The 24,401-nt window shown below is 55.5% G+C and carries 20 protein-coding genes; 16 read left to right on the forward strand and 4 right to left on the reverse strand.

Going from position 1 to position 24,401, the window contains the following annotated elements; all coding sequences use genetic code 11:
* Positions 1-13 precede the first annotated feature (13 nt).
* From BV390_RS06505 to BV390_RS06515, 3 genes are read left to right on the forward strand one after another with little or no spacing between them, the layout of a single operon-like run.
* A complete protein-coding gene (locus tag BV390_RS06505; RefSeq protein WP_032686648.1) occupies positions 14-1,405 on the forward strand; it encodes a PTS ascorbate transporter subunit IIC in 1,392 nt (463 codons plus the stop codon).
* Complete coding sequence (locus BV390_RS06510) at positions 1,402-2,232, forward strand: transketolase (protein WP_004865137.1); 831 nt, start codon at positions 1,402-1,404, stop codon at positions 2,230-2,232. Before BV390_RS06505 ends, BV390_RS06510 begins: the two co-directional genes overlap by 4 nt.
* Positions 2,225-3,178 (forward strand): transketolase family protein, encoded by a 954-nt coding sequence (locus BV390_RS06515; protein ID WP_004865134.1) that lies wholly within the window; start codon positions 2,225-2,227, stop codon positions 3,176-3,178. Before BV390_RS06510 ends, BV390_RS06515 begins: the two co-directional genes overlap by 8 nt.
* A 72-nt stretch (positions 3,179-3,250) precedes the next feature.
* Here BV390_RS06515 and pta read toward each other — a convergent pair whose 3' ends face one another.
* Both pta and ackA read right to left on the reverse strand, forming a co-directional pair.
* The gene (gene pta / locus BV390_RS06520) at positions 3,251-5,392 is read right to left on the reverse strand and encodes a phosphate acetyltransferase (RefSeq protein ID WP_032686765.1); all 2,142 of its coding nucleotides are present in this window, start codon (positions 5,390-5,392) and stop codon (positions 3,251-3,253) included.
* 200 nt (positions 5,393-5,592) lie between these two features.
* The gene (ackA, locus tag BV390_RS06525; RefSeq protein ID WP_004865128.1) at positions 5,593-6,795 is read right to left on the reverse strand and encodes an acetate kinase; all 1,203 of its coding nucleotides are present in this window, start codon (positions 6,793-6,795) and stop codon (positions 5,593-5,595) included.
* Between the two features lie 337 nt (positions 6,796-7,132).
* Between ackA and yfbV the strand changes: the two genes are divergently transcribed.
* The 4 genes from yfbV (at position 7,133) to BV390_RS06545 (ending at position 10,749) form a co-directional block, all read left to right on the forward strand.
* Positions 7,133-7,588, forward strand: coding sequence for a terminus macrodomain insulation protein YfbV (gene yfbV / locus BV390_RS06530; protein ID WP_004865125.1), 456 nt, complete (start codon positions 7,133-7,135; stop codon positions 7,586-7,588).
* Between the two features lie 86 nt (positions 7,589-7,674).
* Positions 7,675-8,169, forward strand: coding sequence for a YfbU family protein (locus tag BV390_RS06535; protein WP_004865120.1), 495 nt, complete (start codon positions 7,675-7,677; stop codon positions 8,167-8,169).
* A gap of 11 nt (positions 8,170-8,180) precedes the next feature.
* Entirely contained in the window at positions 8,181-8,840 is a 660-nt protein-coding gene (locus BV390_RS06540; protein ID WP_032695611.1) for a sugar phosphatase, read from the forward strand.
* Between the two features lie 76 nt (positions 8,841-8,916).
* Positions 8,917-10,749 (forward strand): SLC13 family permease, encoded by a 1,833-nt coding sequence (locus BV390_RS06545; protein WP_004865111.1) that lies wholly within the window; start codon positions 8,917-8,919, stop codon positions 10,747-10,749.
* A 56-nt stretch (positions 10,750-10,805) separates the two neighbouring features.
* On the opposite strand, the gene yfbR is transcribed toward BV390_RS06545, so the two are convergent.
* Both yfbR and alaA read right to left on the reverse strand, forming a co-directional pair.
* Positions 10,806-11,405 carry a 5'-deoxynucleotidase gene (gene yfbR / locus BV390_RS06550; protein WP_004865109.1) on the reverse strand — a complete coding sequence of 200 codons (600 nt, stop codon included), beginning with the start codon at positions 11,403-11,405 and terminating at the stop codon, positions 10,806-10,808.
* A gap of 84 nt (positions 11,406-11,489) precedes the next feature.
* Positions 11,490-12,710, reverse strand: a complete 1,221-nt coding sequence (gene alaA, locus BV390_RS06555; RefSeq protein ID WP_004865108.1) for an alanine transaminase AlaA — start codon at positions 12,708-12,710, stop codon at positions 11,490-11,492.
* Between the two features lie 892 nt (positions 12,711-13,602).
* Between alaA and BV390_RS06560 the strand changes: the two genes are divergently transcribed.
* The 9 genes from BV390_RS06560 to nuoI all read left to right on the forward strand — a co-directional run bounded on the left by BV390_RS06560 (position 13,603) and on the right by nuoI (position 24,394).
* Positions 13,603-14,529 carry a LysR family transcriptional regulator gene (locus BV390_RS06560; RefSeq protein ID WP_032695476.1) on the forward strand — a complete coding sequence of 309 codons (927 nt, stop codon included), beginning with the start codon at positions 13,603-13,605 and terminating at the stop codon, positions 14,527-14,529.
* Between the two features lie 650 nt (positions 14,530-15,179).
* On the forward strand, positions 15,180-15,626 hold the full coding sequence (nuoA, locus tag BV390_RS06575) for an NADH-quinone oxidoreductase subunit NuoA (protein ID WP_004865103.1): 447 nt from the start codon (positions 15,180-15,182) through the stop codon (positions 15,624-15,626).
* A gap of 15 nt (positions 15,627-15,641) precedes the next feature.
* Positions 15,642-16,316, forward strand: coding sequence for an NADH-quinone oxidoreductase subunit NuoB (gene nuoB / locus BV390_RS06580; protein WP_002913178.1), 675 nt, complete (start codon positions 15,642-15,644; stop codon positions 16,314-16,316).
* 89 nt (positions 16,317-16,405) lie between these two features.
* Positions 16,406-18,214: an NADH-quinone oxidoreductase subunit C/D gene (gene nuoC / locus BV390_RS06585; protein ID WP_004865102.1), complete on the forward strand. Its 1,809-nt coding sequence runs from the start codon at positions 16,406-16,408 to the stop codon at positions 18,212-18,214.
* Between the two features lie 2 nt (positions 18,215-18,216).
* Complete coding sequence (gene nuoE, locus BV390_RS06590; RefSeq protein WP_004865099.1) at positions 18,217-18,717, forward strand: NADH-quinone oxidoreductase subunit NuoE; 501 nt, start codon at positions 18,217-18,219, stop codon at positions 18,715-18,717.
* Positions 18,714-20,051: an NADH-quinone oxidoreductase subunit NuoF gene (gene nuoF / locus BV390_RS06595; RefSeq protein ID WP_085396731.1), complete on the forward strand. Its 1,338-nt coding sequence runs from the start codon at positions 18,714-18,716 to the stop codon at positions 20,049-20,051. The genes nuoE and nuoF overlap by 4 nt, the downstream gene beginning before the upstream one ends.
* Before the next feature lie 85 nt (positions 20,052-20,136).
* Positions 20,137-22,863, forward strand: coding sequence for an NADH-quinone oxidoreductase subunit NuoG (nuoG, locus tag BV390_RS06600; RefSeq protein ID WP_049265606.1), 2,727 nt, complete (start codon positions 20,137-20,139; stop codon positions 22,861-22,863).
* Positions 22,860-23,837 (forward strand): NADH-quinone oxidoreductase subunit NuoH, encoded by a 978-nt coding sequence (gene nuoH, locus BV390_RS06605; protein ID WP_004865093.1) that lies wholly within the window; start codon positions 22,860-22,862, stop codon positions 23,835-23,837. The genes nuoG and nuoH overlap by 4 nt, the downstream gene beginning before the upstream one ends.
* Positions 23,838-23,851: 14 nt before the next feature.
* Positions 23,852-24,394, forward strand: a complete 543-nt coding sequence (gene nuoI / locus BV390_RS06610) for an NADH-quinone oxidoreductase subunit NuoI (RefSeq protein WP_004865092.1) — start codon at positions 23,852-23,854, stop codon at positions 24,392-24,394.
* Positions 24,395-24,401 lie beyond the last annotated feature (7 nt).

Genomic DNA, 24,401 nt, shown 5'->3' on the forward strand with positions numbered 1-24,401 from the left:
AAGCGAGGCGGATATGTTTATCCTTGAGACGCTGAATTTTGTTGTTGATATTCTCAAAGTCCCATCGGTACTGGTGGGATTAATTGCCCTGATTGGTCTCGTGGCGCAGAAAAAATCTTTTTCCGACGTCGTGAAAGGGACGGTTAAAACCATTCTCGGGTTTATTGTGTTAGGCGGCGGGGCAACGGTGCTGGTGGGGTCGTTAAATCCGTTGGGCGGCATGTTTGAACATGCATTTAATATCCAGGGGATTATTCCAAATAATGAAGCCATCGTCTCCATTGCGCTGGAGAAATATGGCGCATCGACGGCACTAATTATGGCTTTTGGCATGGTAGCCAATATTATTGTCGCCCGTTTTACGCGCCTGAAATATATCTTCCTGACCGGGCATCACACCTTCTATATGGCCTGCATGATCGGCGTGATCCTCACCGTGGCCGGCTTTGATGGCATCGGCCTGGTGTTCACCGGCTCGCTGATTTTAGGCCTGGTGATGGCCTTCTTCCCGGCGCTGGCGCAGCGCTATATGAAGCGGATTACCGGTACCGACGATATTGCGTTTGGCCACTTCGGCACCCTGGGATATGTCCTCGCCGGCTGGATTGGCAGCCTGTGCGGCAAAGGCTCGCGTTCTACCGAAGAGATGAACCTGCCGAAGAATTTAAGCTTCCTGCGCGACAGCTCAATCTCTATCTCCCTGACCATGATGATTATCTATCTGATAATGGCGGTGAGCGCCGGGCGAGAGTATGTCGAAAGCACCTTCAGCGGCGGTCAGAACTACCTGGTGTACGCCATTATTATGGCCATCACCTTTGCTGCCGGCGTGTTCATCATTCTGCAGGGCGTGCGTCTTATTCTGGCGGAGATCGTTCCGGCGTTTACCGGCTTCTCGGAAAAACTGGTGCCGAATGCCCGTCCGGCGCTGGATTGCCCGGTCGTCTATCCCTATGCGCCTAACGCGGTACTGATTGGCTTCCTGTTCAGCTTCCTCGGGGGACTGGTGGGGCTGTTCCTGCTCGGACAGATGAAGCTGGTGTTGATCCTCCCCGGCGTGGTGCCGCACTTCTTTACCGGCGCGACCTCTGGGGTGTTTGGCAATGCTACCGGCGGGCGCCGCGGGGCGATGATTGGCGCGTTCGCCAATGGCCTGCTGATTACTTTCCTGCCGGTGCTGCTGTTGCCGGTATTAGGCGCTATCGGTTTTGCCAACACCACCTTCTCCGATGCTGACTTTGGCGCTATCGGCATCGTGCTGGGCAATCTCGCGCGCTATTTATCGCCATTTGCCATTACCGGGCTCGTCGTGGCGCTGTTCGCGCTGCTGGTGGCGTACAACGTACTGGCTAAAAACAAATCTGCGCGCGGTAACACGCAGGAAAACACCGGAGCGAAACCATGAATGTGAATGAAGTGACTCAGCTGGCGCGCGATATCCGCGTTGCCACGCTTAAAACGTTGACGCAGCTCGGCTTCGGCCACTACGGCGGCAGCATGTCTGTGGTGGAGACGCTCGCCGTACTGTATGGCGCGGTGATGAACATTGACCCGGCGGATCCCGACTGGCCGGAACGTGATTACTTTGTGCTGTCGAAAGGCCACGCCGGCCCGGCGCTGTACAGCACTTTAGCTATCAAGGGCTACTTTCCGATCGAGGAGCTCAGCACGTTGAATCATAACGGCACCCGCTTGCCCAGCCATCCCGATCGGCTGAAGACCCGCGGCGTGGATGCCACCACCGGTTCGCTGGGACAGGGGATTTCCATTGCCGGCGGAATGGCGTTATCGCATAAGCTGGCGGGGCGCGCTAACCGGGTGTTCTGCATCGTCGGCGATGGCGAACTCAATGAAGGCCAGTGCTGGGAGGCGTTCCAGTTTATTGCCCATCATCGTTTAACTAACCTGACGATATTTGTCGACTGGAATAAACAGCAGCTTGACGGCGAACTGGACGAGATTATCTGTGCCTTTGATCTGGAGGGTAAGTTCCGCGCCTTTGGTTTTGATGTGGTCACGGTAAAAGGGGACGACATACCGCGGCTGCTTGAAACGGTCTCTCCGCGGCCGGCGGCAGATGCCCGTCCGCGAGTGGTGATCCTCGACAGTATTAAAGGGCAGGGCGTGCCGTATCTGGAGCAGCTCAGCAACTCCCATCACCTGCGCCTGACCGATGAAATGACAGAAGCGCTCAACGAGACGATTCGCCAACTGGAGGCCGAGCATGATTAAGGTTGCACCCGCAGGACAAAAAGATGCCGTAGAAATGCGTAAAATCTACGCCGGTTTCGTCTCACAGCAGGTGGAAAAGGGGACGTCGATTATTGCCCTTGAAGCGGACCTGATGAGTTCTATGGCGATGGACAGCGTTGCGCGGAAATACCCGCAGCATGTCATCAACTGCGGCATCATGGAGGCCAATGTGATTGGCACTGCCGCGGGCCTGTCGCTGACCGGACGCAAGCCGTTTGTGCATACCTTTACCGCCTTCGCCAGCCGTCGTTGTTTCGATCAGCTGTTTATGTCCCTGGATTATCAGCGCAATAACGTCAAGGTCATCGCCTCGGATGCCGGGGTGACCGCTTGCCATAACGGCGGTACCCATATGTCGTTTGAAGATATGGGCATTGTCCGCGGATTAGCGCATTCGGTGGTGCTGGAAGTCACCGATGCGACGATGTTTGAGGATATTCTGCGTCAGCTGATCGATCTCGAGGGGTTCTACTGGGTACGAACCATCCGTAAGCAGGCGCCGAGCGTCTATGCGCCGGGTTCGACCTTCACCATCGGCAAGGGAAATGTGCTGCGCGAAGGCGATGATATTACGCTGATTGCGAACGGTATCATGGTGTCCGAGGCGCTGGAGGCGGCACGTCAGCTTGAGCAGGAGGGGGTCAGCGCGGCGGTTATCGATATGTTTACCCTGAAGCCCATTGACCGCATGCTGGTAAAAAATTACGCCGAGAAAACCGGACGCATCGTGACCTGTGAAAACCACAGTATCCACAACGGACTGGGATCGGCGGTGGCGGAAGTGCTGGTAGAGACCTGCCCGGTACCGATGCGCCGGGTTGGCGTGAAGGAGCGCTATGGCCAGGTGGGGACTCAGGACTACCTGCAGAAGGAGTACGGCCTGACGGCGCACGACATTGTGTCTGCGGCCCGCGAGCTGCTGTAATAAAAAAGGCGACCAGATGGTCGCCTTTTTACTTTCCGTCGGCGTTAAACGCCAGGCGGATAATCCAGCAGATTACTGCTGCTGGGAAGACTGAATCGCGGTCAGAGCGATGGTGTAGACGATATCGTCTACCAGCGCGCCACGAGACAGGTCGTTGACCGGCTTACGCATACCCTGCAGCATTGGCCCGATGGAGATCAGGTCGGCAGAACGCTGTACGGCTTTGTAAGTGGTGTTACCGGTGTTCAGATCCGGGAAGATGAACACGGTCGCACGGCCGGCAACCGGCGAGTTCGGTGCTTTGGACTTCGCCACGTCAGCCATCACCGCAGCATCGTACTGCAGCGGGCCGTCGATCATCAGGTCAGGACGTTTTTCCTGTGCCAGACGGGTCGCTTCACGCACTTTTTCCACATCGCTACCGGCACCGGAAGTCCCGGTGGAGTAGGAGAGCATCGCCACGCGCGGCTCAATGCCGAACGCAATCGCGGAGTCCGCGGACTGAATCGCGATTTCGGCCAGCTGTTCTGCGGTCGGATCCGGGTTGATCGCGCAGTCGCCGTAAACGTAAACCTGTTCAGGCAGCAGCATGAAGAACACGGAAGAGACGAGGGAGCTGCCCGGCGCCGTTTTGATCAGCTGCAGCGGCGGACGGATGGTGTTGGCGGTGGTGTGTACCGCGCCGGACACCAGGCCGTCGACTTCGTCTTGTTCCAGCATCAGGGTGCCGAGAACCACGTTGTCTTCCAGCTGCTCGCGGGCGACCGCTTCGGTCATGCCTTTGCTCTTACGCAGTTCGACCAGGCGAGCCACGTAGCTTTCGCGAACCACTTCCGGATCGACGATTTCGATGCCTGCGCCCAGTTCTACGCCCTGAGCGGCGGCAACGCGGTTAATCTCATCCGGGTTACCCAGCAGCACGCAGGTCGCGATACCGCGCTCTGCACAGATAGCGGCGGCTTTAACGGTACGCGGCTCATCGCCTTCCGGCAGAACCACACGTTTGCCCGCTTTGCGCGCCAGCTCGGTCAGCTGGTAACGGAAGGCCGGAGGAGACAGGCGACGGCTACGCTCGGAGGTGGCGGTCAGAGACTCGATCCAGTCGGCGTTGATATAGCTGGCCACGTATTCCTGAACTTTCTCGATACGCTCGTGATCGTCAACCGGAACTTCGAGGTTGAAGCTCTGCAGGCTCAGGGAGGTCTGCCAGGTGTTGGTGTTCACCATAAAGACCGGCAGGCCGGTTGCGAATGCACGTTCGCACAGCTTGCTGACGCGCGCGTCCATTTCGTAAGCACCGGTCAGCAGCAGCGCGCCGATTTCAACGCCGTTCATGGCGGCGAGGCAGGCGGCGACCAGTACGTCAGGACGGTCTGCGGAAGTCACCAGCAGAGAACCCGCGCGGAAATGTTCCAGCATGTGCGGGATGCTGCGTGCGCAGAAGGTGACAGACTTCACGCGGCGGGTGTTGATGTCGCCTTCGTTGACGATGGTGGCATTCAGGTGGCGGGCCATATCGATCGCCCGCGTTGCGATCAGATCGAAGCTCCACGGCACCGCGCCCAGAACCGGCAGAGCGCTGCCAGTCTGCAGCTGAGCCGGATCGATCTTCACGACTTTCGCTTTGGAAGAGTCATCGAAGATTTCCGACAGATCGGGACGGGTACGACCCTGTTCGTCAACCGGTGCGTTCAGCTTGTTGACGATAACACCGGTAATGTTGGTGTTTTTCGCGCCGCCGAAGCTATTGCGGGTCAGCTCGATACGTTCGTTCAGCTGTTCCTGGGTGTCGGTACCCTGAGACATCACGAAGACGATTTCCGCGTTCAGCGTTTTGGCGATTTCGAAGTTCAGAGACTGAGCAAACTGGTGTTTACGGGTCGGGACCAGACCTTCTACCAGCACCACTTCTGCATCCTGAGTCGCGGCGTGATAGTTGGCGATGATCTCTTCCATCAGCACGTCTTTCTGGTTGCCGGACAGCAGCGACTCGACGTGGCTCATCTTCAGCGGCTCAGCGGCCGGAAGGCTTGAATTAGCGCGAACGATGGTGGTCGTCTGATCTGGTGCATCGCCGCCAGCGCGCGGTTGGGCGATAGGTTTAAAGACGCTCAGACGAACGCCTTTGCGTTCCATTGCGCGGATAACACCGAGGCTGACGCTGGTCAGGCCAACGCTGGTTCCGGTCGGGATCAGCATGATTATACGGGACACGATATATCCTCTTTCGTTACCGCCGGTATCAGGCGGGATACAAAACTGCACCACCAGCTTCCCGTTATATTTCAAGCAGCATGTGCGTTGGCTTTCCCGGTTTACCCCAGTCACGTACTACTTGTACGCTCCTGGGGATTTTCGGCATCGCCGCCTTCCTGCAACTCGAGTGGTTCAGGGCTATCGCTGGCGGTGTGGAATCAGGCAGTCAGACGATTGGCGTCTTGCGCGATAACCAGCTCTTCGTTGGTCGGGATAACCAGAGCCGGGCGGGTGCCTTCTTTGTTGATGAAGCCAGACTTGCCGAAACGGGCAGCCAGGTTACGCTCGTGATCAACTTCGAAGCCCAGAACGCCCAGTTTGCCCAGAGACAGTTCACGAACCATCGCTGCGTTTTCACCGATACCACCGGTGAAGATAACGGCATCCAGACGACCGTCCATCAGCGCGGTGTAGGAACCGATGTACTTGGCCAGACGATGGCAGTAAACGTCCATTGCACGTTTAGCATCGGCTTTATCGGTGTAGTTGTCTTCAACATAACGGCAGTCGCTGGTGACTTCGGTCAGACCCAGCAGGCCAGACTCTTTGGTCAGCATTTTGTTGATAGCATCAACGCTCATGCCCAGGGAGTCGTGCAGGTGGAAGATGATAGCCGGGTCGATGTCGCCAGAGCGGGTACCCATGACCAGACCTTCCAGCGGGGTCAGACCCATAGAGGTGTCAACGCATTTACCGTTGCGGATAGCGGAAACAGAACCACCGTTGCCCAGATGGCAGGTGATGATGTTCAGCTCTTCAACCGGCTTGTTCAGGACCTTAGCCGCTTCCTGAGTTACGTAGAAGTGGCTGGTGCCGTGTGCGCCATAGCGACGTACGCCGTGCTCTTTGTACAGGCTGTACGGCAGGGCATACAGATAGGATTCTTCCGGCATTGTCTGATGGAACGCGGTGTCGAACACGGCAACGTTCTTCTCTTTCAGATGCGGGAATGATTTCAGCGCTTCAGCAATACCGATCAGGTGAGCCGGGTTGTGCAGCGGAGCGAAAGAGGCGGAATCTTTGATGCCCTGGATAACAGAATCATCAATGACCACGGAACTGGTGTATTTTTCACCACCGTGAACAATACGGTGGCCGATTGCGGTCAGCTGAGCAGACAGTTCTGGTTTTTGTGCCAGAATAGTGTTAACGATAAAGTTAAGCGCTTCACTGTGAGCGGCGCCAGCGCCTAAATCTGCTTCGTGTTTGCTGCCGTCCATTTTCCACTTAATACGTGCTTCAGGAAGATGGAAACATTCGGCCAAACCAGACAGATATTCGTCACCGTTTACGGCATCAAGGATAGCAAATTTCAGTGAGGAGCTACCGCAGTTCAGAACCAGTACTAACTTACTCGACATGGAAGTACCTTTTATGATACGTGGCTAAAAAAACGTCAGTGTGTCACAAAGCGTAGCGCAGGATGACAACGACATTTATGATTAACATCATGCCTTGTTCTGTTTTCGGGCACGATGGGAGAAGTACATTTGATTTTATGCCATTTTGGATAATTTTCAGCCAATGGCAGAATGTGCGATAATTTGACTAACCTGGTCAAAGGGTCTATCGCCCTTTCAGGCGGGCACAGGATACCTGATTGCCGCAGCCATTGCCAAAATGTTTTGAACGTTGTCATGCACAGTTGGTGTTTTGCACGAATTTTTTAAGTTTTATATGTAAAGTTGAGGTAAAGCCATGTCGACCCCCGATAATCGTCCCGTCAGCTTCTTTAGCTTGTTCCGCCGCGGGCAGCACTACGCAAAGACCTGGCCTTTGGACAAACGCCTCGCCCCGGTATTTATTGAAAACCGCATTATTCGCGCCACCCGTTACGCTATCCGCATCATGCCGCCGATCGCGGTCTTTACGCTGTGCTGGCAAATCGCGCTGGGTGGGCAGCTTGGTCCGGCGGTGGCGACTGCGCTATTTGCCTTAAGTTTGCCGATGCAGGGATTATGGTGGCTGGGTAAACGTTCGGTGACGCCGCTGCCGCCGTCGGTACTGAACTGGTTTTATGAAGTGCGTGGCAAATTGCAGGAGGCAGGACAGGCGCTGGCGCCTGTCGACGGTAAGCCGGATTATCAGGCATTAGCTGACACGCTTAAGCGCGCCTTCAAACAACTGGATAAAACTTTCCTTGATGATTTGTAATTCACTAAGGAAAACGCATATAAAAGAAGGCGCATGATTAATGCGCCTTCTTTTTTCACGCCGTAAAGTGCTACAGGAGTCAAAAAATGGAAATGACCAATGCGCAGCGTCTGATTTTATCTAATCAGTACAAGATGATGACGATGCTCGACCCGGACAACGCTGAACGTTACCGCCGTCTACAGACCATCATTGAGCGTGGATACGGATTGCAAATGCGCGAACTGGATCGCGAGTTTGGCCAGCTAACGGAAGAAACCTGCCGTACCATCATTGATATTATGGAAATGTATCATGCGCTGCATGTCTCCTGGACGAACCTGAAGGACGCAAGTGAAATCGACGAACGCCGGGTCACTTTCCTCGGATTTGATGTCGCAACCGAAGCGCGCTTCCTCGGCTACGTTCGCTTTATCGTCAACGTTGAGGGACGCTACAGCCACTTTGACGCCGGCACCCATGGCTTTAACTCACAGACACCGATGTGGGATAAATACCAGCGGATGCTCAACGCCTGGCACGCTTGCCCGCGTCAGTACCATTTAAGCAGCAACGAAATTAATCAAATTATTAATGCCTGATGGAGGTTTCCGTGCAGTGTAAAGGTTTCCTGTTTGATCTTGACGGGACGTTAGTCGATTCATTACCCGTAGTGGAGCGCTCGTGGTGCAAATGGGCGGATCGTTTCGACATCCCGCACGATGAGGTGCTGAACTTCATTCATGGCAAGCAGGCGATAACCTCTTTACGCCATTTTTTAGCGGGGCGCAGTGAAGAGGAAATTCAGGCGGAGTTCACCTGTCTTGAAGCGGTGGAAGCGGCGGATACCGATGGCATCACGGCGCTGCCGGGGGCGGTGGCGCTGCTGACCACTCTGGATGAGGCGGGGATCCCGTGGGCCATCGTCACCTCTGGTTCGGTGCCCGTTGCTCACGCCCGCCATCGCGCCGCGGGGCTGCCTGAGGCCAAAGTCTTCGTCACCGCGGAGCGCGTGAAGCATGGTAAACCGGCGCCGGATGCCTACCTGCTCGGAGCGGAACTGCTGGGACTGGCGCCGCAGGAGTGCGTCGTGGTGGAGGATGCGCCTGCCGGGCTACTTTCCGGTCTGGCCGCCGGGTGTCATACCATCGCCGTGAATATGCCGGCGGATGCGCCCCGTCTCAATGAAGCTGATTTTGTGCTGACCAGCCTTGAAAGTCTGGCGGTTGAGAAGCTGGCGGACGGTAGGGTGAATGTCGCTCTTAAAGCGTGATCTCATGATGTAGCCCCGCATGGCCGGGGCTTTTTTATGCAAAAATTCCGGCTCCATCTTCAGACAAGGATAAGTTGTGAACGGTGAACTGATTTGGGTGTTGTCTCTTCTTGCCGTCGCGGTCGTGCTCTTTGCCAGCGGGAAAGTGCGCATGGACGCGATTGCGCTGCTGGTGATAGTCGCCTTTGTCCTCAGCGATACGCTGACGCTCAGCGAAGCGTTCTCGGGTTTTAGCGATCCGAACGTGATCCTGATTGCGGCGCTGTTTATTATCGGCGATGGTCTGGTCCGTACCGGGGTGGCTACCAATGTCGGCAGTTGGCTGGTGAGCGTGGCCGGCAACAGCGAAACAAAAATGCTGGTCTTTCTGATGCTGACCGTCGCCGGACTGGGCGCCTTTATGAGCTCGACCGGCGTGGTCGCTATCTTTATTCCGGTTGTGCTCAGCGTCTCCATGCGGATGAATACGTCGCCATCGCGCCTGATGATGCCGCTTAGCTTTGCCGGGCTCATCAGTGGGATGATGACGCTGGTCGCTACGCCGCCGAACCTGGTGGTGAACAGTGAACTGTTACGTGAAGGGCTACATGGATTCAGCTTCTTTAGCGTCACGCCGATTGGCCTGGTGGTGCTGCTGCTGGGCGTCGTCTATATGCTGGCGGTGCGCTTTATGCTCAGAGGCGGGGAGAGCGACCATGCGCGGGACGGGCGCAAAAGGAGCACCTTTCGCGATTTAATCAAAGAGTACCACTTGACCGGCCGGGCCCGCCGTCTGGCCATTCGTCCGGGTTCTCCCATGATCGGCCAGCGGCTTGATGACCTCAAGCTGCGTGAACGTTACTGCGCCAACGTGATCGGCGTAGAGCGCTGGCGCCGTTTTCGCCGGGTTATCGTCAACGTGAACGGTGTGTCCGAGTTTCGCGCCCGCGACGTGCTGCTGATCGACATGTCGGCGTCAGACGTTGATTTACGCCAGTTCTGCGGCGAGCAAATGCTCGAACCAATGGTGCTGCGCGGCGAATATTTCGCTGACCAGGCGCTGGATGTCGGCATGGCGGAGGTATCTTTGATTCCCGACTCAGAGCTGATCGGCAAAACGGTGCGCGAAATCGGTTTTCGTACCCGCTTTGGCCTCAATATCGTTGGCCTGAAGCGCGATGGTAAAGCCCTTGATGGGTCAGTGGTCGATGAGTCGCTTCAACTGGGCGATATTATGCTGGTGGTGGGGGACTGGCGGCACATCGGCCAGCTGGCGAAACGCGGTCGCGATTTTGTGGTCCTCAACATGCCGGTTGAAGTAAATGACGCTTCTCCCGCGCACAGCCAGGCGCCGCACGCCATCTTTTGCCTGGTACTGATGGTCGCCCTGATGCTCACCGACGAGATCCCCAACCCGATAGCGGCGATTATCGCCTGCCTGCTGATGGGTAAGTTCCGCTGTATTAATGCTGAGAGCGCTTATAAAGCGATTCACTGGCCAAGCATTATATTAATCGTCGGGATGATGCCCTTTGCACTGGCGTTGCAAAAAACCGGCGGCGTCGATTTGGTGGTGGAAGGGTTGATGGATGTCGCCGGCAGCAAAGGCCCTTACGTGATGCTGGGCTGTTTGTTCGTGATGTGCGCCACTATCGGTCTGTTTATTTCCAACACCGCCACGGCGGTACTGATGGCGCCGATAGCCCTGGCGGCGGCGAAATCAATGGACGTCTCGCCTTATCCTTTTGCCATGGTGGTGGCGATGGCGGCTTCGGCGGCCTTTATGACGCCGGTCTCTTCACCGGTAAATACGCTGGTGCTGGGACCGGGAAAATATACCTTCAGCGATTTTGTGAAGATTGGCGTGCCGTTCACCGTGTTGGTGATGGTGGTTTGCGTGCTGCTCGTGCCGATACTGTTTCCGTTTTAACCGCCACGGCGCAGCCCCGGTCTGATACGCATAGCGCAGGCCGGGGCACAGTACATTTACAGCGGGGAATCCTGGCTGATTTCATCCAGCGACAGCTGGAAGCTCGGGACGAAGACCTGCATAAAGTAGTCCATCTCCTCGCTGCGCCGGGATTCCAGCGTTTTCTCAAGCCGGCCCTTGGCCAGCAGAAACTCGTTGTTGCCGGCAGACAGCTCTTCCAGGCATTTCAGGTAGGCGCAGAGCGCGTCGGCCTGCTTGACGATCGATTGCTCATCTTCGCTATAGCGATGCTCGTCGATCAGCGGTTCAAAGATATCGCGTAGTTCGTCAGGAACCATGTCGATAAGCTTCTGCTGGGCAATCTTCTCGATGGCTTTATATTCTTGCGCAATCTGCGAGTTGAAATATTTGACTGGAGTCGGCAGATCGCCGGTTAACACTTCCGATGCATCGTGGTACATCGCCAACAGGGCGATTCGTTCGGCGTTAACCTTGCCACCAAACATCCGGTTTTTGATCGCCGCCAGCGCGTGGGCAACCATCGCCACCTGCAGACTGTGTTCGGAGACGTTTTCGGTGCGTACATTACGCATCAGCGGCCAGCGGTTAATTAACTTCAGGCGAGAGAGGTGGGCAAAGAAATGACTCTGACTCATAGCAACCCTTAATCAGTGACAACATCGGGTCCTATTGTGCGCAGGGATTGCCGCCGGATGCAAATACCGGCGGCCGGGCAATGTTTATCCGAGCTGGTGATAGCCGGAGAGGAAGCGACCAAAGCGAGAAATCGCCATTTCCAGATCGTCCTCACGCGGGAGGGTGACAATACGCACATGATCCGGCCACGGCCAGTTAAAGGCGCTTCCCTGAACCAGCAGGACTTTCTCCTGCAGCAGGAAGTCGAGCACCATTTTCTGGTCATCGTGAATATTAAAGCGCTTCGCGTCGATCTTCGGGAACATGTACAGCGCGCCTTTCGGCTTCACGCAGGAAACGCCGGGGATCTCGTTGATCAACTCCCAGGCGCGGTTGCGCTGTTCGTACAGTCTGCCGCCGGGAACGATAAACTCGCTGATGCTTTGATAGCCGCCTAATGCGGTTTGAATCGCGTGCTGCGCCGGTACGTTAGCGCACAGTCGCATAGAGGCCAGCATCTCCAGACCTTCGATATAACCTTTTGCGTGTTTCTTCGGTCCGTTCAGTACCATCCAGCCCTGGCGAAAACCGGCAACGCGGTAGGTTTTGGACAGGCCGTTAAAGGTCACCGTCAGCAGGTCGGGAGCCAGTGCGGCGATCGAATGGTGTTGGGCTTCGTCGTAGAGGATCTTGTCGTAGATCTCATCGGCGAAGATGATCAGGTTGTGCTGGCGGGCAATCTCAACGATCTCCATCAGCAGCTCTTTCGAGTACACCGCCCCGGTTGGGTTGTTCGGGTTAATAATCACGATGCCGCGGGTGCGCGGGGTGATTTTAGCGCGGATGTCGTCGAGGTCCGGGAACCAGTCGGCAGATTCATCGCACAGATAGTGCACCGCTTTGCCGCTGGAGAGCGAGACGGCGGCTGTCCACAGCGGATAATCCGGTGCCGGAACCAGCATTTCATCGCCGCTGTTCAGCAGCGCCTGCATGGCCTGAACAATCAGTTCTGAGACGCCGTTACCGATATAAATATCTTCGACCGTCACATCGCGCATACCGCGCGCCTGATAGTGTTGCATGATAGCCTTACGCGCCGAGTAAAGGCCTTTAGAGTCACAATAACCCTGGGCGGTAGGCAGATTGCGAATAACATCAACAAGGATCTCGTCAGGGGCGTCAAAGCCAAACGGCGCCGGGTTGCCGATGTTCAGTTTCAGGACTTTATTGCCTTCTTCTTCAAGGCGTTTTGCCTCTTTCAGAACCGGGCCACGGATGTCGTAACAGACGTTATCTAACTTGCTGGATTTTTCGATAGGGGACATGAATCTTTGACCTTTTAGCTGTTATCGCCACTCCCTGCCGTGGAAGTCAGCACGGAACAATGTACTCTTCATCCCCGAGGTTTTGAAGGGTTAGCAGGAGAAGATTTTGCTTATGTGTTTTTTTTGGTTTAATTGATTTGTCTGTTGATTACCTGTGTCTTTTATAGAATATGCCTATAAGTGGTATTTTAATGGTCAATAATTGTGTTGTATTCGCTGTTTTGTGAACATTTATATGGTTCGATGTCCTGAGCGTAGTGCCGGAGGTTATTTTTTGCGCATGGCACGCAGGTGGGTATGAAAAGGCGTATAACGGGTAGAACGTGGTGGCTGTAACGGTAATGTTAAATATGCTTAATAAGAATATTTAATTAATTAAAAAGCTTTTATTTTTTCGCAATCTGGAATTTTCTTTTTGTTAATTAAATTAAAGTCATGAAAAAAAATTTAAAATTGGCTTTAATAATAATGATTAGACCTTATAAAGAATTCCGTTTTCGGTTAGGATACCGGCGTTAATATCGATTAAGAACCTGTTTTTTGGCAGGTTAAGTTATTAATATATTGTTATTGCAGGCTTTTTTTTGTTTGATTTTTTCGCTTTTTACAATGGATGTGCCGGGATGCTGATGGCAACATCACTTGCCGTAGACGCCTTTTTTTGAAGGCCGTCACAGAAATCAAAACGGTGTAATAGAAAGCGTAGAACTACGAACAATATATGACTCAGACGTTTCGCGCACTTGTCGCGGGCGAGTACTTTCACATGCAATAACGTTCATCCAGCTGCACATTCCGTTTGTGAATGGCACAAGGCTCAAGGATTAGCCGGAAACCTGGAGCACAGCGTCAATAAGGCAGGTCCGCATTCGCCACCTGTAAGTGAAGAAATATGATAAATGCAAATCGTCCGATACTGAATCTCGACCTCGATCTGCTGAGAACATTCGTTGCCGTCGCCGATCTGAATACGTTTGCCGCTGCCGCAGCAGCGGTATGCCGAACTCAGTCTGCGGTAAGTCAACAGATGCAACGTCTGGAACAGCTGGTCGGAAAAGAGCTCTTTGCCCGCCATGGGCGCAATAAATTGCTGACTGAGCAGGGTATTCAACTGCTGGGCTACGCACGCAAAATCCTGCGTTTTAATGATGAAGCCTGTATGTCGCTGATGTTCAGCGGCCTGCAAGGGATCTTAACCATTGGCGCATCTGATGAAACGGCCGAGACTATTTTGCCGTTTTTGTTGAACCGGATCGGCAGTTTCTACCCGAAACTGACGCTGGAAATTAAGGTTCTTAATCATGCTGAAGCGGTGGACAGGCTGGCGAGCGGGGCGATTGATCTCGCGCTGACGACTCACCAGGCCGCGGATTTCGATACGCTGATCCTACGCACTTCGCCAACGCTATGGTACTGCGCTGCTGATTATGTGTTGCCGCGTGAGGAGTCGATCCCGCTGATCCTGCTGGAAGAGCCAGGCCCGTTCCGTGAGGACATCATTGCCGCGCTGAATGCCGCCAGTGCGCCGTGGCATCTGGCCCATTCCGCCTCGACGCTTGCGGGCGTCAAAGCGGCGGTAAAAGCAGGGCTGGGTGTGACCGCCCGTCCGGTAGAAATGATGAGTCCCGAGCTACGGGTTGTCGGCAAGAATGAGGGGCTTCCTGTTCTGCCGGATACGCAATATGTGCTGAGCTGTAATGCGCACAGGATAAGCGAGTCGGCGCAGGCTATTTTCCAGTCGCTGACCCAGGATTATACCCCCTGGTCATCTGAGCCTGCGCTTACCCCGGAAGGGGGAGATAATTCCCTCATTTCCTGAGTGGAATTAGTTACACAGATCACAAAAAGCTGGTAACAAATTGTAAGTGTAAAAATGAGCCGCAAAGGTCTGAATTATGCCTTGCGGTTCTTTTTTTTCTTATTTTACAGGGGTTTTTAATATTTTATTGTTTTATTTGTATGTTTATCAGTTGGTTACATTCAATGCGGCGCTCACTCCCCGACTTTTCCCTGCACTTTCAATACTTCATGCTAATGTTAAAAAACCGGCTGGATTGTTGCTGTTTTATAGGTTTAATTAACAAAACCGTGTCACAGATCAAAAAAATACCCCTCCTTAGGGGGAGGAATCGAGGCTAAATCCTGTCAAAATAGACGGGTAATTTTGATTTACACCAGAAACGGACACGATTCAACAACACTAAATCCGGTTTGTATGCAAGGTTATTCCGCATAAAAGGGCATTTAATGTTAATGAAAAAAATCTAATGTAAATTAATGTTGTTAAAACTTTTGTTGAAGTTGACAAAAGGTTAAAGAAAGGGGTAAAAAGCCACCGCATACAGCCTTCTACGCTAAGTAGGGACGCTTTTTTGCAAGGTTATTTTTTTATTCCTCCCCGTGAAACGCTGTGGCGTTCATCTGCCAGCAAGAGCAGAGGGTTTAGCGCTACACTTTTTTGGTTAAGCAATGCGTATGTCAACATCCACTGAAGTCATCGCTCATCATTGGGCATTCGCTATATTTCTCATCATTGCCATCGGCCTGTGCTGCCTGATGCTTGTCGGGGGCTGGTACCTCGGCGGTCGCGCGCGCGCGCGTAGCAAGAACACGCCGTTTGAATCGGGGATCGACTCCGTTGGTTCGGCTCGCTTACGTCTTTCTGCGAAGTTTTATCTGGTTGCCATGTTCTTCGTTATCTTCGACGTGGAAGCTCTGTATCTCTACGCATGGTCGACTTCTATCCGCGAAAGCGGCTGGGTCGGCTTTGTGGAAGCCGCAATTTTCATTTTAGTGCTACTGGCAGGTCTGGTTTACCTCGTTCGTATCGGCGCACTGGACTGGACGCCTGCGCGTTCCCGTCGCACGCTGGTTAATTCAGAAACAGACAGTCCCACTAACCGTCATATGCAGTAAAAGCGAGGCAATAAGATGGATTATACGCTCACCCGCATAGATCCTAACGGTGAGAACGACCGTTACCCCCTGCAGAAACAGGAGATCGTAACCGACCCCCTGGAGCAAGAAGTCAATAAAAGCGTGTATATGGGGAAACTCGAACATGCGCTGCATGACATGGTGAACTGGGGCCGCAAGAACTCAATCTGGCCCTACAACTTCGGCCTGTCATGCTGCTACGTTGAAATGGTGACGTCATTCACTGCGGTGCATGACGTTGCGCGTTTTGGCGCCGAGGTACTGCGTGCTTCTCCTCGTCAGGCGGACCTGATGGTGGTCGCCGGCACCTGCTTCACCAAAATGGCGCCGGTCATTCAGCGTTTGTATGACCAGATGCTGGAGCCTAAGTGGGTTATCTCCATGGGCGCCTGCGCCAACTCCGGCGGGATGTACGATATTTATTCTGTCGTCCAGGGCGTGGACAAGTTTATTCCGGTTGATGTTTACATCCCGGGCTGTCCGCCGCGTCCGGAAGCTTATATGCAGGCGCTGATGCTGCTGCAGGAGTCCATTGGCAAAGAACGTCGCCCGCTCTCATGGGTGGTTGGCGATCAGGGCGTGTACCGCGCCAACATGCAGTCGGAACGCGAGCGTAAACGTGGTGAACGCATTGCAGTGACCAATCTGCGGACACCGGACGAGATTTAACTTGCGCCTGCGGGCGGCGGAATAACACTTCGCAAATCAATCTACAACAGCGCGAAGCCTCGCCCGGCAGTCACCACGGACCTTTTGCAATGGTGAACAATATGACCGATTTACATGCGCATGACGCCGCACCAGCCTGGCAAACCCGCGATCACCTCGATGACCCGGTGATCGGCGAACTGCGCAATCGTTTTGGGCCGGATGCCTTTACCGTTCAGCCTACCCGCACCGGCGTTCCGGTGGTCTGGGTCAAGCGCGAGCAGCTGCTGGAGGTGGTTGATTTCCTGAAGAAATTGCCAAAACCTTACGTCATGCTGTTCGATCTGCATGGCATGGACGAACGTCTGCGTACCCACCGTGACGGGCTGCCCGCCGCGGATTTTTCCGTTTTCTATCACCTGATTTCTATTGAACGCAATCGTGACGTCATGCTCAAGGTAGCATTGTCTGAAAACGATCTGCGCGTGCCGACACTGACCAAACTGTTCCCGAATGCCAACTGGTATGAGCGTGAAACGTGGGAAATGTTCGGGATTGATATCGAAGGCCACCCGCACCTGACGCGCATCATGATGCCGCCGACCTGGGAAGGCCATCCGCTGCGTAAAGACTACCCGGCGCGCGCCACCGAATTCGATCCGTTTGAGCTGACGAAAGCCAAGCAGGATCTGGAGATGGAAGCGCTGACTTTCAAACCGGAAGCGTGGGGCATGAAGCGCGGAACCGAAAACGAGGACTTTATGTTCCTCAACCTCGGCCCGAACCACCCGTCTGCCCACGGCGCTTTCCGTATCGTTCTGCAGCTTGATGGCGAAGAGATCGTCGACTGCGTACCGGATATCGGCTACCACCACCGTGGCGCTGAGAAGATGGGCGAACGTCAGTCCTGGCACAGCTATATTCCGTATACCGACCGTATCGAATACCTCGGCGGCTGCGTCAATGAGATGCCGTACGTTCTGGCGGTCGAAAAGCTGGCGGGGATCACCGTACCGGATCGCGTCAATGTGATTCGCGTTATGCTCTCTGAGCTGTTCCGCATTAACAGTCACCTGCTGTATATCTCGACCTTTATTCAGGACGTCGGCGCAATGACGCCGGTGTTCTTTGCCTTTACCGACCGTCAGAAGATCTACGATCTGGTGGAAGCGATTACCGGTTTCCGTATGCACCCGGCGTGGTTCCGCATCGGCGGCGTGGCGCACGATCTGCCGCGCGGCTGGGATCGTCTGCTGCGTGAATTCCTTGAGTGGATGCCCAAGCGTCTGGATTCTTACGAGAAAGCCGCGCTGCGCAACAGCATTCTGATCGGCCGTTCAAAAGGCGTCGCCGCTTATGGCGCGAAAGAAGCGCTGGCGTGGGGCACCACCGGCGCCGGTCTGCGCGCCACCGGGATCGACTTCGACGTGCGTAAAGCGCGTCCATACTCTGGCTATGAGAACTTTGACTTCGAAGTGCCGGTTGGCGGCGGTGTATCCGACTGCTATACCCGCGTGATGCTGAAAGTCGAAGAGCTGCGCCAGAGCCTGCGCATTCTCCAGCAGTGTCTCGATAATATGCCGGAAGGCCCGTTCAAGGCGGATCACCCGCTGACGACGCCGCCGCCGAAAGAGCGCACGCTGCAGCATATCGAAACCCTGATTACGCACTTCCTGCAGGTTTCCTGGGGCCCGGTCATGCCGGCCAACGAATCCTTCCAGATGATAGAAGCGACGAAGGGTATTAACAGTTACTACCTGACCAGCGACGGCAGCACCATGAGCTATCGTACCCGTATCCGCACGCCGAGCTATGCGCACCTGCAGCAGATCCCGTCGGCGATTCGCGGCAGCCTGGTATCCGACCTGATCGTTTATCTGGGTAGTATCGATTTTGTTATGTCAGACGTGGACCGCTAATTATGCACGAGAATCAACAACCACAAACCGAGGCTTTTGAGCTGAGTGCGGCAGAGCGTGAGGCCATTGAGCACGAGAAGCACCACTACGAAGACCCGCGTGCGGCGTCCATCGAAGCGCTGAAGATCGTTCAGAAACAGCGCGGCTGGGTGCCGGATGGCGCGATCTATGCGATCGCCGACGTACTGGGGATCCCGGCAAGCGACGTGGAAGGGGTAGCCACTTTCTACAGCCAGATCTTCCGCCAGCCGGTTGGCCGTCACGTGATCCGCTATTGCGATAGCGTGGTTTGCCACATTACCGGCTTCCAGGGCATTCAGTCGGCGATCGAGAAAAAGCTCGACATCAAACCGGGTCAAACCACCTTTGATGGCCGCTTTACTCTGCTGCCGACCTGCTGTCTGGGCAACTGCGACAAGGGACCGACGATGATGATTGATGAGGATACTCATAGTTATCTGACGCCGGAGGCGATTCCTGACCTGTTGGAGCAGTATAAATGAAGACAGTGATCCGCACTCCCGAAACGCATCCGCTGACCTGGCGACTGCGCGATGATAAACAGCCGGTATGGCTGGAAGAGTATCAGAGCAAAAACGGCTATGCCGGCGCGCGTAAGGCGCTGCTGGGCCTGGCGCCGGATGAGATCGTCAATCAGGTGAAAGACGCCGGTCTGAAAGGGCGCGGCGGCGCGGGCTTTTCCACCGGTCTGAAGTGGAGCCTGATGCCGAAAGACGAATCCATGAACATCCGTTACCTGCTGTGTAACGCCGATGAGATGGAGCCGGGCACCTATAAAGACCGTCTTTTGATGGAGCAGCTGCCGCACCTGCTGGTGGAAGGCATGCTGATCTCCGCGTTTGCGCTGAAAGCGTACCGCGGCTACATCTTCCTGCGCGGCGAATATATTGAAGCGGCGGTGCATTTACGCCGCGCCATTGCCGAGGCGACCGAAGCCGGTCTGCTGGGCAAAAACATTCTCGGCACCGGTTTCGATTTCGAACTGTTCGTGCACACCGGAGCAGGGCGTTACATCTGCGGTGAAGAAACCGCGCTGATTAACTCCCTTGAAGGCCGTCGCGCCAACCCGCGTTCCAAGCCGCCGTTCCCGGCGAGCTCCGGCGTGTGGGGTAAACCGACCTGCGTGAACAACGTTGAAACCCTGTGTAACGTCCCGGCGATTCTGGCCAACGGCGTCGAGTGGTATCAGAACATTTCAACCAGCAAAGATGCTGGTACCAAGCTGATGGGCTTCTCTGGCCGGGTGAAAAACCCGGGCGTCTGGGAACTGCCGTTTGGTACCACCGCGCGCGAAATCCTCGAGGATTATGCCGGCGGCATGCGCGACGGCCTGAAGTTCAAGGCCTGGCAGCCGGGCGGCGCGGGGACTGACTTCCTGACCGACGCGCATCTTGATCTGCCGATGGAATTCGAAAGTATTGGCAAAGCGGGGAGCCGTCTGGGTACCGCGCTGGCGATGGCCGTTGACCATGAGATTGGCATGGTGTCGCTGGTGCGTAATCTGGAAGAGTTCTTTGCCCGCGAATCCTGCGGCTGGTGTACGCCGTGCCGTGACGGTCTGCCGTGGAGCGTGAAAATTCTGCGCGCTCTGGAACGCGGTGAAGGTCAGCCGGGAGATATCGAGACACTTGAGCAACTGTGTCGGTTCCTTGGCCCGGGCAAAACCTTCTGTGCGCATGCGCCAGGTGCGGTAGAACCGCTGCAGAGCGCCATTAAATATTTCCGCGACGAATTCGAAGCAGGCATTAAGCAGCAGTTCAGTAATACCCATGCTATCAACGGGATTCAGCCGAACCTGCTTAAGACGCGCTGGTAATGTCTCCACAGGCTCTTCCAGGCGACGCGAAGGCGGCAACCGGGAAGAGGAAGTGGTAACGATTTTTTAATTTGGAAGCATGCTAATGGCTACGATTCATGTAGACGGCAAAGAATACGAGGTCAACGGAGCGGACAACCTGTTAGAGGCTTGTCTCTCTCTTGGTCTTGATATTCCATACTTTTGCTGGCACCCGGCGCTTGGCAGCGTCGGTGCTTGCCGCCAGTGTGCGGTGAAGCAATATCAAAACGCGGAAGACACGCGTGGTCGCCTGGTGATGTCCTGTATGACACCGGCATCCGACGGCACCTTTATCTCTATCGACGACGGTGAAGCGAAGCAGTTCCGCGAGAGCGTGGTTGAGTGGCTGATGACCAACCACCCGCACGACTGCCCGGTCTGTGAAGAAGGGGGCAACTGCCACCTGCAGGATATGACCGTCATGACCGGTCACAGCTTCCGCCGCTACCGTTTCACCAAGCGTACCCACCGCAACCAGGACCTGGGGCCGTTCATCTCTCATGAAATGAACCGCTGCATCGCCTGCTATCGCTGCGTGCGTTACTACAAAGATTACGCTGACGGTACCGACCTGGGCGTTTACGGTGCGCATGACAACGTCTACTTCGGTCGTCCGGAAGATGGCGTGCTGGAAAGCGAATTTTCCGGCAACCTGGTTGAGGTCTGCCCGACCGGCGTATTCACCGATAAGACGCACTCCGAGCGCTATAACCGTAAATGGGATATGCAGTTTGCGCCGAGCATCTGCCAGCAGTGTTCCATCGGCTGCAACATCAGCCCGGGCGAGCGCTATGGCGAACTGCGCCGTATCGAAAACCGTTACAACGGTACCGTTAACCGCTACTTCCTCTGCGACCGCGGCCGTTTTGGCTATGGCTATGTGAACCTGAAAGACCGTCCGCGTCAGCCGGTTCAGCGCCGTGGCGACGATCTGATTACCCTTAACGCCGAGCAGGCAATGCAGGGTGCGGCGGATATTCTGCGTCAGTCGAAAAAGGTGATTGGTATCGGCTCGCCGCGCGCCAGCATTGAAAGCAACTTTGCGTTGCGCGAGCTGGTCGGGGCAGAGAACTTCTATACCGGCATTGCGAAGGCTGAGCAGGAACGTCTGCAGATGATGCTGACCGTGCTGCGTGACGGCGGTATTCATACCCCGACGCTGCGTGACATTGAATCCTACGATGCGGTTCTGGTACTCGGGGAAGATATTACCCAGACCGGCGCCCGCGTTGCCCTGGCCGTGCGCCAGGCGGTGAAAGGGAAAGCGCGTGAAATGGCGGCGGCGCAGAAAGTCGCCGACTGGCAGATAGCCGCAATCCTCAACATCGGTCAACGCGCGAAGCATCCGCTGTTCGTTACCAATATTGACGACACCCGTCTTGACGATGTCGCCGCGTGGACCTACCGCGCACCGGTTGAAGATCAAGCGCGTCTGGGCTTTGCGATTGCCCATGCGCTGGATGAAACCGCACCGGCGGTGGACGGTCTGAGCAGCGATCTGAAAGGCAAAATTGACGTGATCGTTCAGGCGCTGGCCGGAGCGAAGAAACCGCTGATTGTCTCCGGGACTAACGCCGGCAGCATTGAAATCATTCAGGCGGCGGCCAACGTAGCCAAAGCGCTGAAAGGCCGCGGTATTGACGTCGGCGTCACCATGGTGGCCCGGGCAGTGAACAGCGTTGGCCTTGGCATGATTGGCGGCGGTTCTCTGGAAGAGGCGCTGAGCGAGCTGGAAACCGGCGCTGCCGATGCGGTAGTGGTGCTGGAAAACGATCTGCATCGTCACGCTTCTGCCGCGCGCGTTGACGCCGCGCTGGCCAAAGCGCCGCTGGTGATGGTCGTTGACCATCAACGCACCGCAATTATGGACAAAGCGCACCTGGTGCTTTCTGCGGCGAGCTTCGCCGAAAGCGACGGAACCGTGGTCAATAACGAAGGGCGCGCACAGCGTTTCTTCCAGGTCTACGACCCGTCCTACTACGATGCGAATACCGTGATGCTGGAAAGCTGGCGCTGGCTGCACTCACTACACAGCACCGTCGACAACCGTCAGGTTGACTGGACGCAGCTGGATCATGTGATTGATGCCGCCATTGCTAAGCTGCCGCAGCTGGCGGGGATTAAAGATGCCGCGCCGGACGCGACCTTCCGCATTCGCGGGCAGAAACTGGCTCGTGAACCGCATCGTTATAGCGGTCGTACGGCGATGCGCGCCAATATCAGCGTGCATGAACCGCGTCAGCCGCAGGATAAAGACACCATGTTTGCCTTCTCGATGGAAGGGAACAACCAGCCGTCTGCACCGCGTTCGCAAATTCCGTTTGCCTGGGCGCCGGGCTGGAACTCCCCGCAGGCGTGGAACAAATTCCAGGATGAAGTGGGCGGTAAACTGCGCCATGGCGATCCGGGCGTGCGTCTGATCGAAGCTTCCGCCAGCGGTCTGGAGTACTTTACCGCGGTGCCGGCAGGCTTCCAGGCTGAAGAAGGTCAATGGCGTATCGCGCCGTACTACCATCTGTTCGGCAGTGATGAACTGTCGCAGCGTTCTCCGGTCTTCCAGAGCCGCATGCCGCAGCCGTACATCAAGCTGAACCCGGCCGATGCCGCGAAGCTTGGCGTCAATGAGGGCGCGATGATTTCGTTCCGCGTTGAAGGCCAGACGCTTAGTCTCCCGCTGGTGATTTCTGCGGGACTGACGGCAGGGCAGGTGGGTTTACCGATGGGCATGCCGGGTATTGCGCCGGTACTGACCGGAGCACGTATTGACACTCTGCAGGAGGCGAAAGCATGAGTTGGTTAACACCGGATCTCATCGACATTCTGTTAAGCATCCTCAAGGCAGTGGTGATTCTGCTGGTGGTGGTAACCTGCGGCGCGTTCATGAGCTTTGGCGAACGTCGTCTGCTGGGTCTGTTCCAGAACCGCTACGGACCTAACCGTGTCGGCTGGGGCGGCTCGCTGCAGCTCGTCGCCGACATGATCAAGATGTTCTTTAAAGAGGACTGGGTTCCGCGCTTTACGGACCGCGTAATCTTTACTCTGGCGCCGGTTATCGCCTTTACGTCGCTGCTGCTGGCCTTTGCTATCGTGCCGGTCAGCCCGACGTGGGTGGTCGCCGACCTGAACATCGGCATCCTGTTCTTCCTGATGATGGCCGGTCTGGCGGTTTACGCCGTGCTGTTCGCCGGCTGGTCGAGTAACAACAAATACTCGCTGCTGGGGGCGATGCGTGCATCCGCGCAGACCCTGAGCTACGAAGTGTTCCTCGGTCTGTCGCTGATGGGCGTGGTGGCGCAGGCGGGGTCGTTCAACATGAGCGATATCGTCAACAACCAGGCGCATCTGTGGAACGTGATTCCGCAGTTCTTCGGCTTTGTCACCTTTGCTATCGCCGGCGTAGCGGTCTGTCACCGTCACCCGTTTGACCAGCCGGAAGCCGAGCAGGAACTGGCCGATGGTTACCACATCGAATATTCCGGCATGAAGTTCGGTCTGTTCTTCGTCGGTGAGTACATCGGGATTGTCACCGTATCAGCGCTGATCGTGACGCTGTTCTTCGGCGGCTGGAATGGCCCATGGTTACCTCCGTTCATCTGGTTCGCGCTGAAAACCGCGTTCTTCATGATGATGTTCATTTTGATCCGCGCATCATTACCGCGTCCGCGCTATGACCAGGTAATGTCCTTTGGCTGGAAGGTATGCCTGCCGTTAACGCTGATCAACTTGTTGGTAACGGCGGCTGTCATTCTCTGGCAGGCGCAATAAGGGGTGAATTGACCATGACCTTAAAAGAATTATTGGTGGGGTTTGGCACCCAGGTCCGCAGTATCTGGATGATCGGGATGCATGCCTTCGCCAAACGTGAGACCCAGATGTACCCGGAAGAACCGGTATATCTGCCGCCGCGCTACCGTGGCCGTATCGTGCTGACGCGCGACCCGGACGGTGAAGAGCGCTGCGTGGCCTGTAACCTGTGTGCGGTAGCGTGTCCGGTAGGCTGTATCTCTTTGCAAAAAGCAGAGACCAAAGATGGCCGCTGGTACCCGGAGTTTTTCCGTATCAACTTCTCACGCTGCATTTTCTGCGGTCTGTGTGAAGAAGCGTGCCCGACCACGGCGATTCAGTTGACCCCGGACTTCGAACTGGGTGAATACAAGCGTCAGGATCTGGTGTACGAAAAAGAGGATCTGCTGATTTCCGGTCCGGGCAAATACCCGGAATATAACTTCTACCGGATGGCGGGTATGGCAATCGACGGCAAAGATAAAGGCGAAGCAGAGAACGAAGCTAAGCCTATCGACGTCAAGAGCCTGTTACCGTAAGGAGAGG

It is taken from the genome of Klebsiella sp. YJ (genome assembly GCF_002108615.1).
Taxonomy (GTDB): domain Bacteria; phylum Pseudomonadota; class Gammaproteobacteria; order Enterobacterales; family Enterobacteriaceae; genus Klebsiella; species Klebsiella planticola.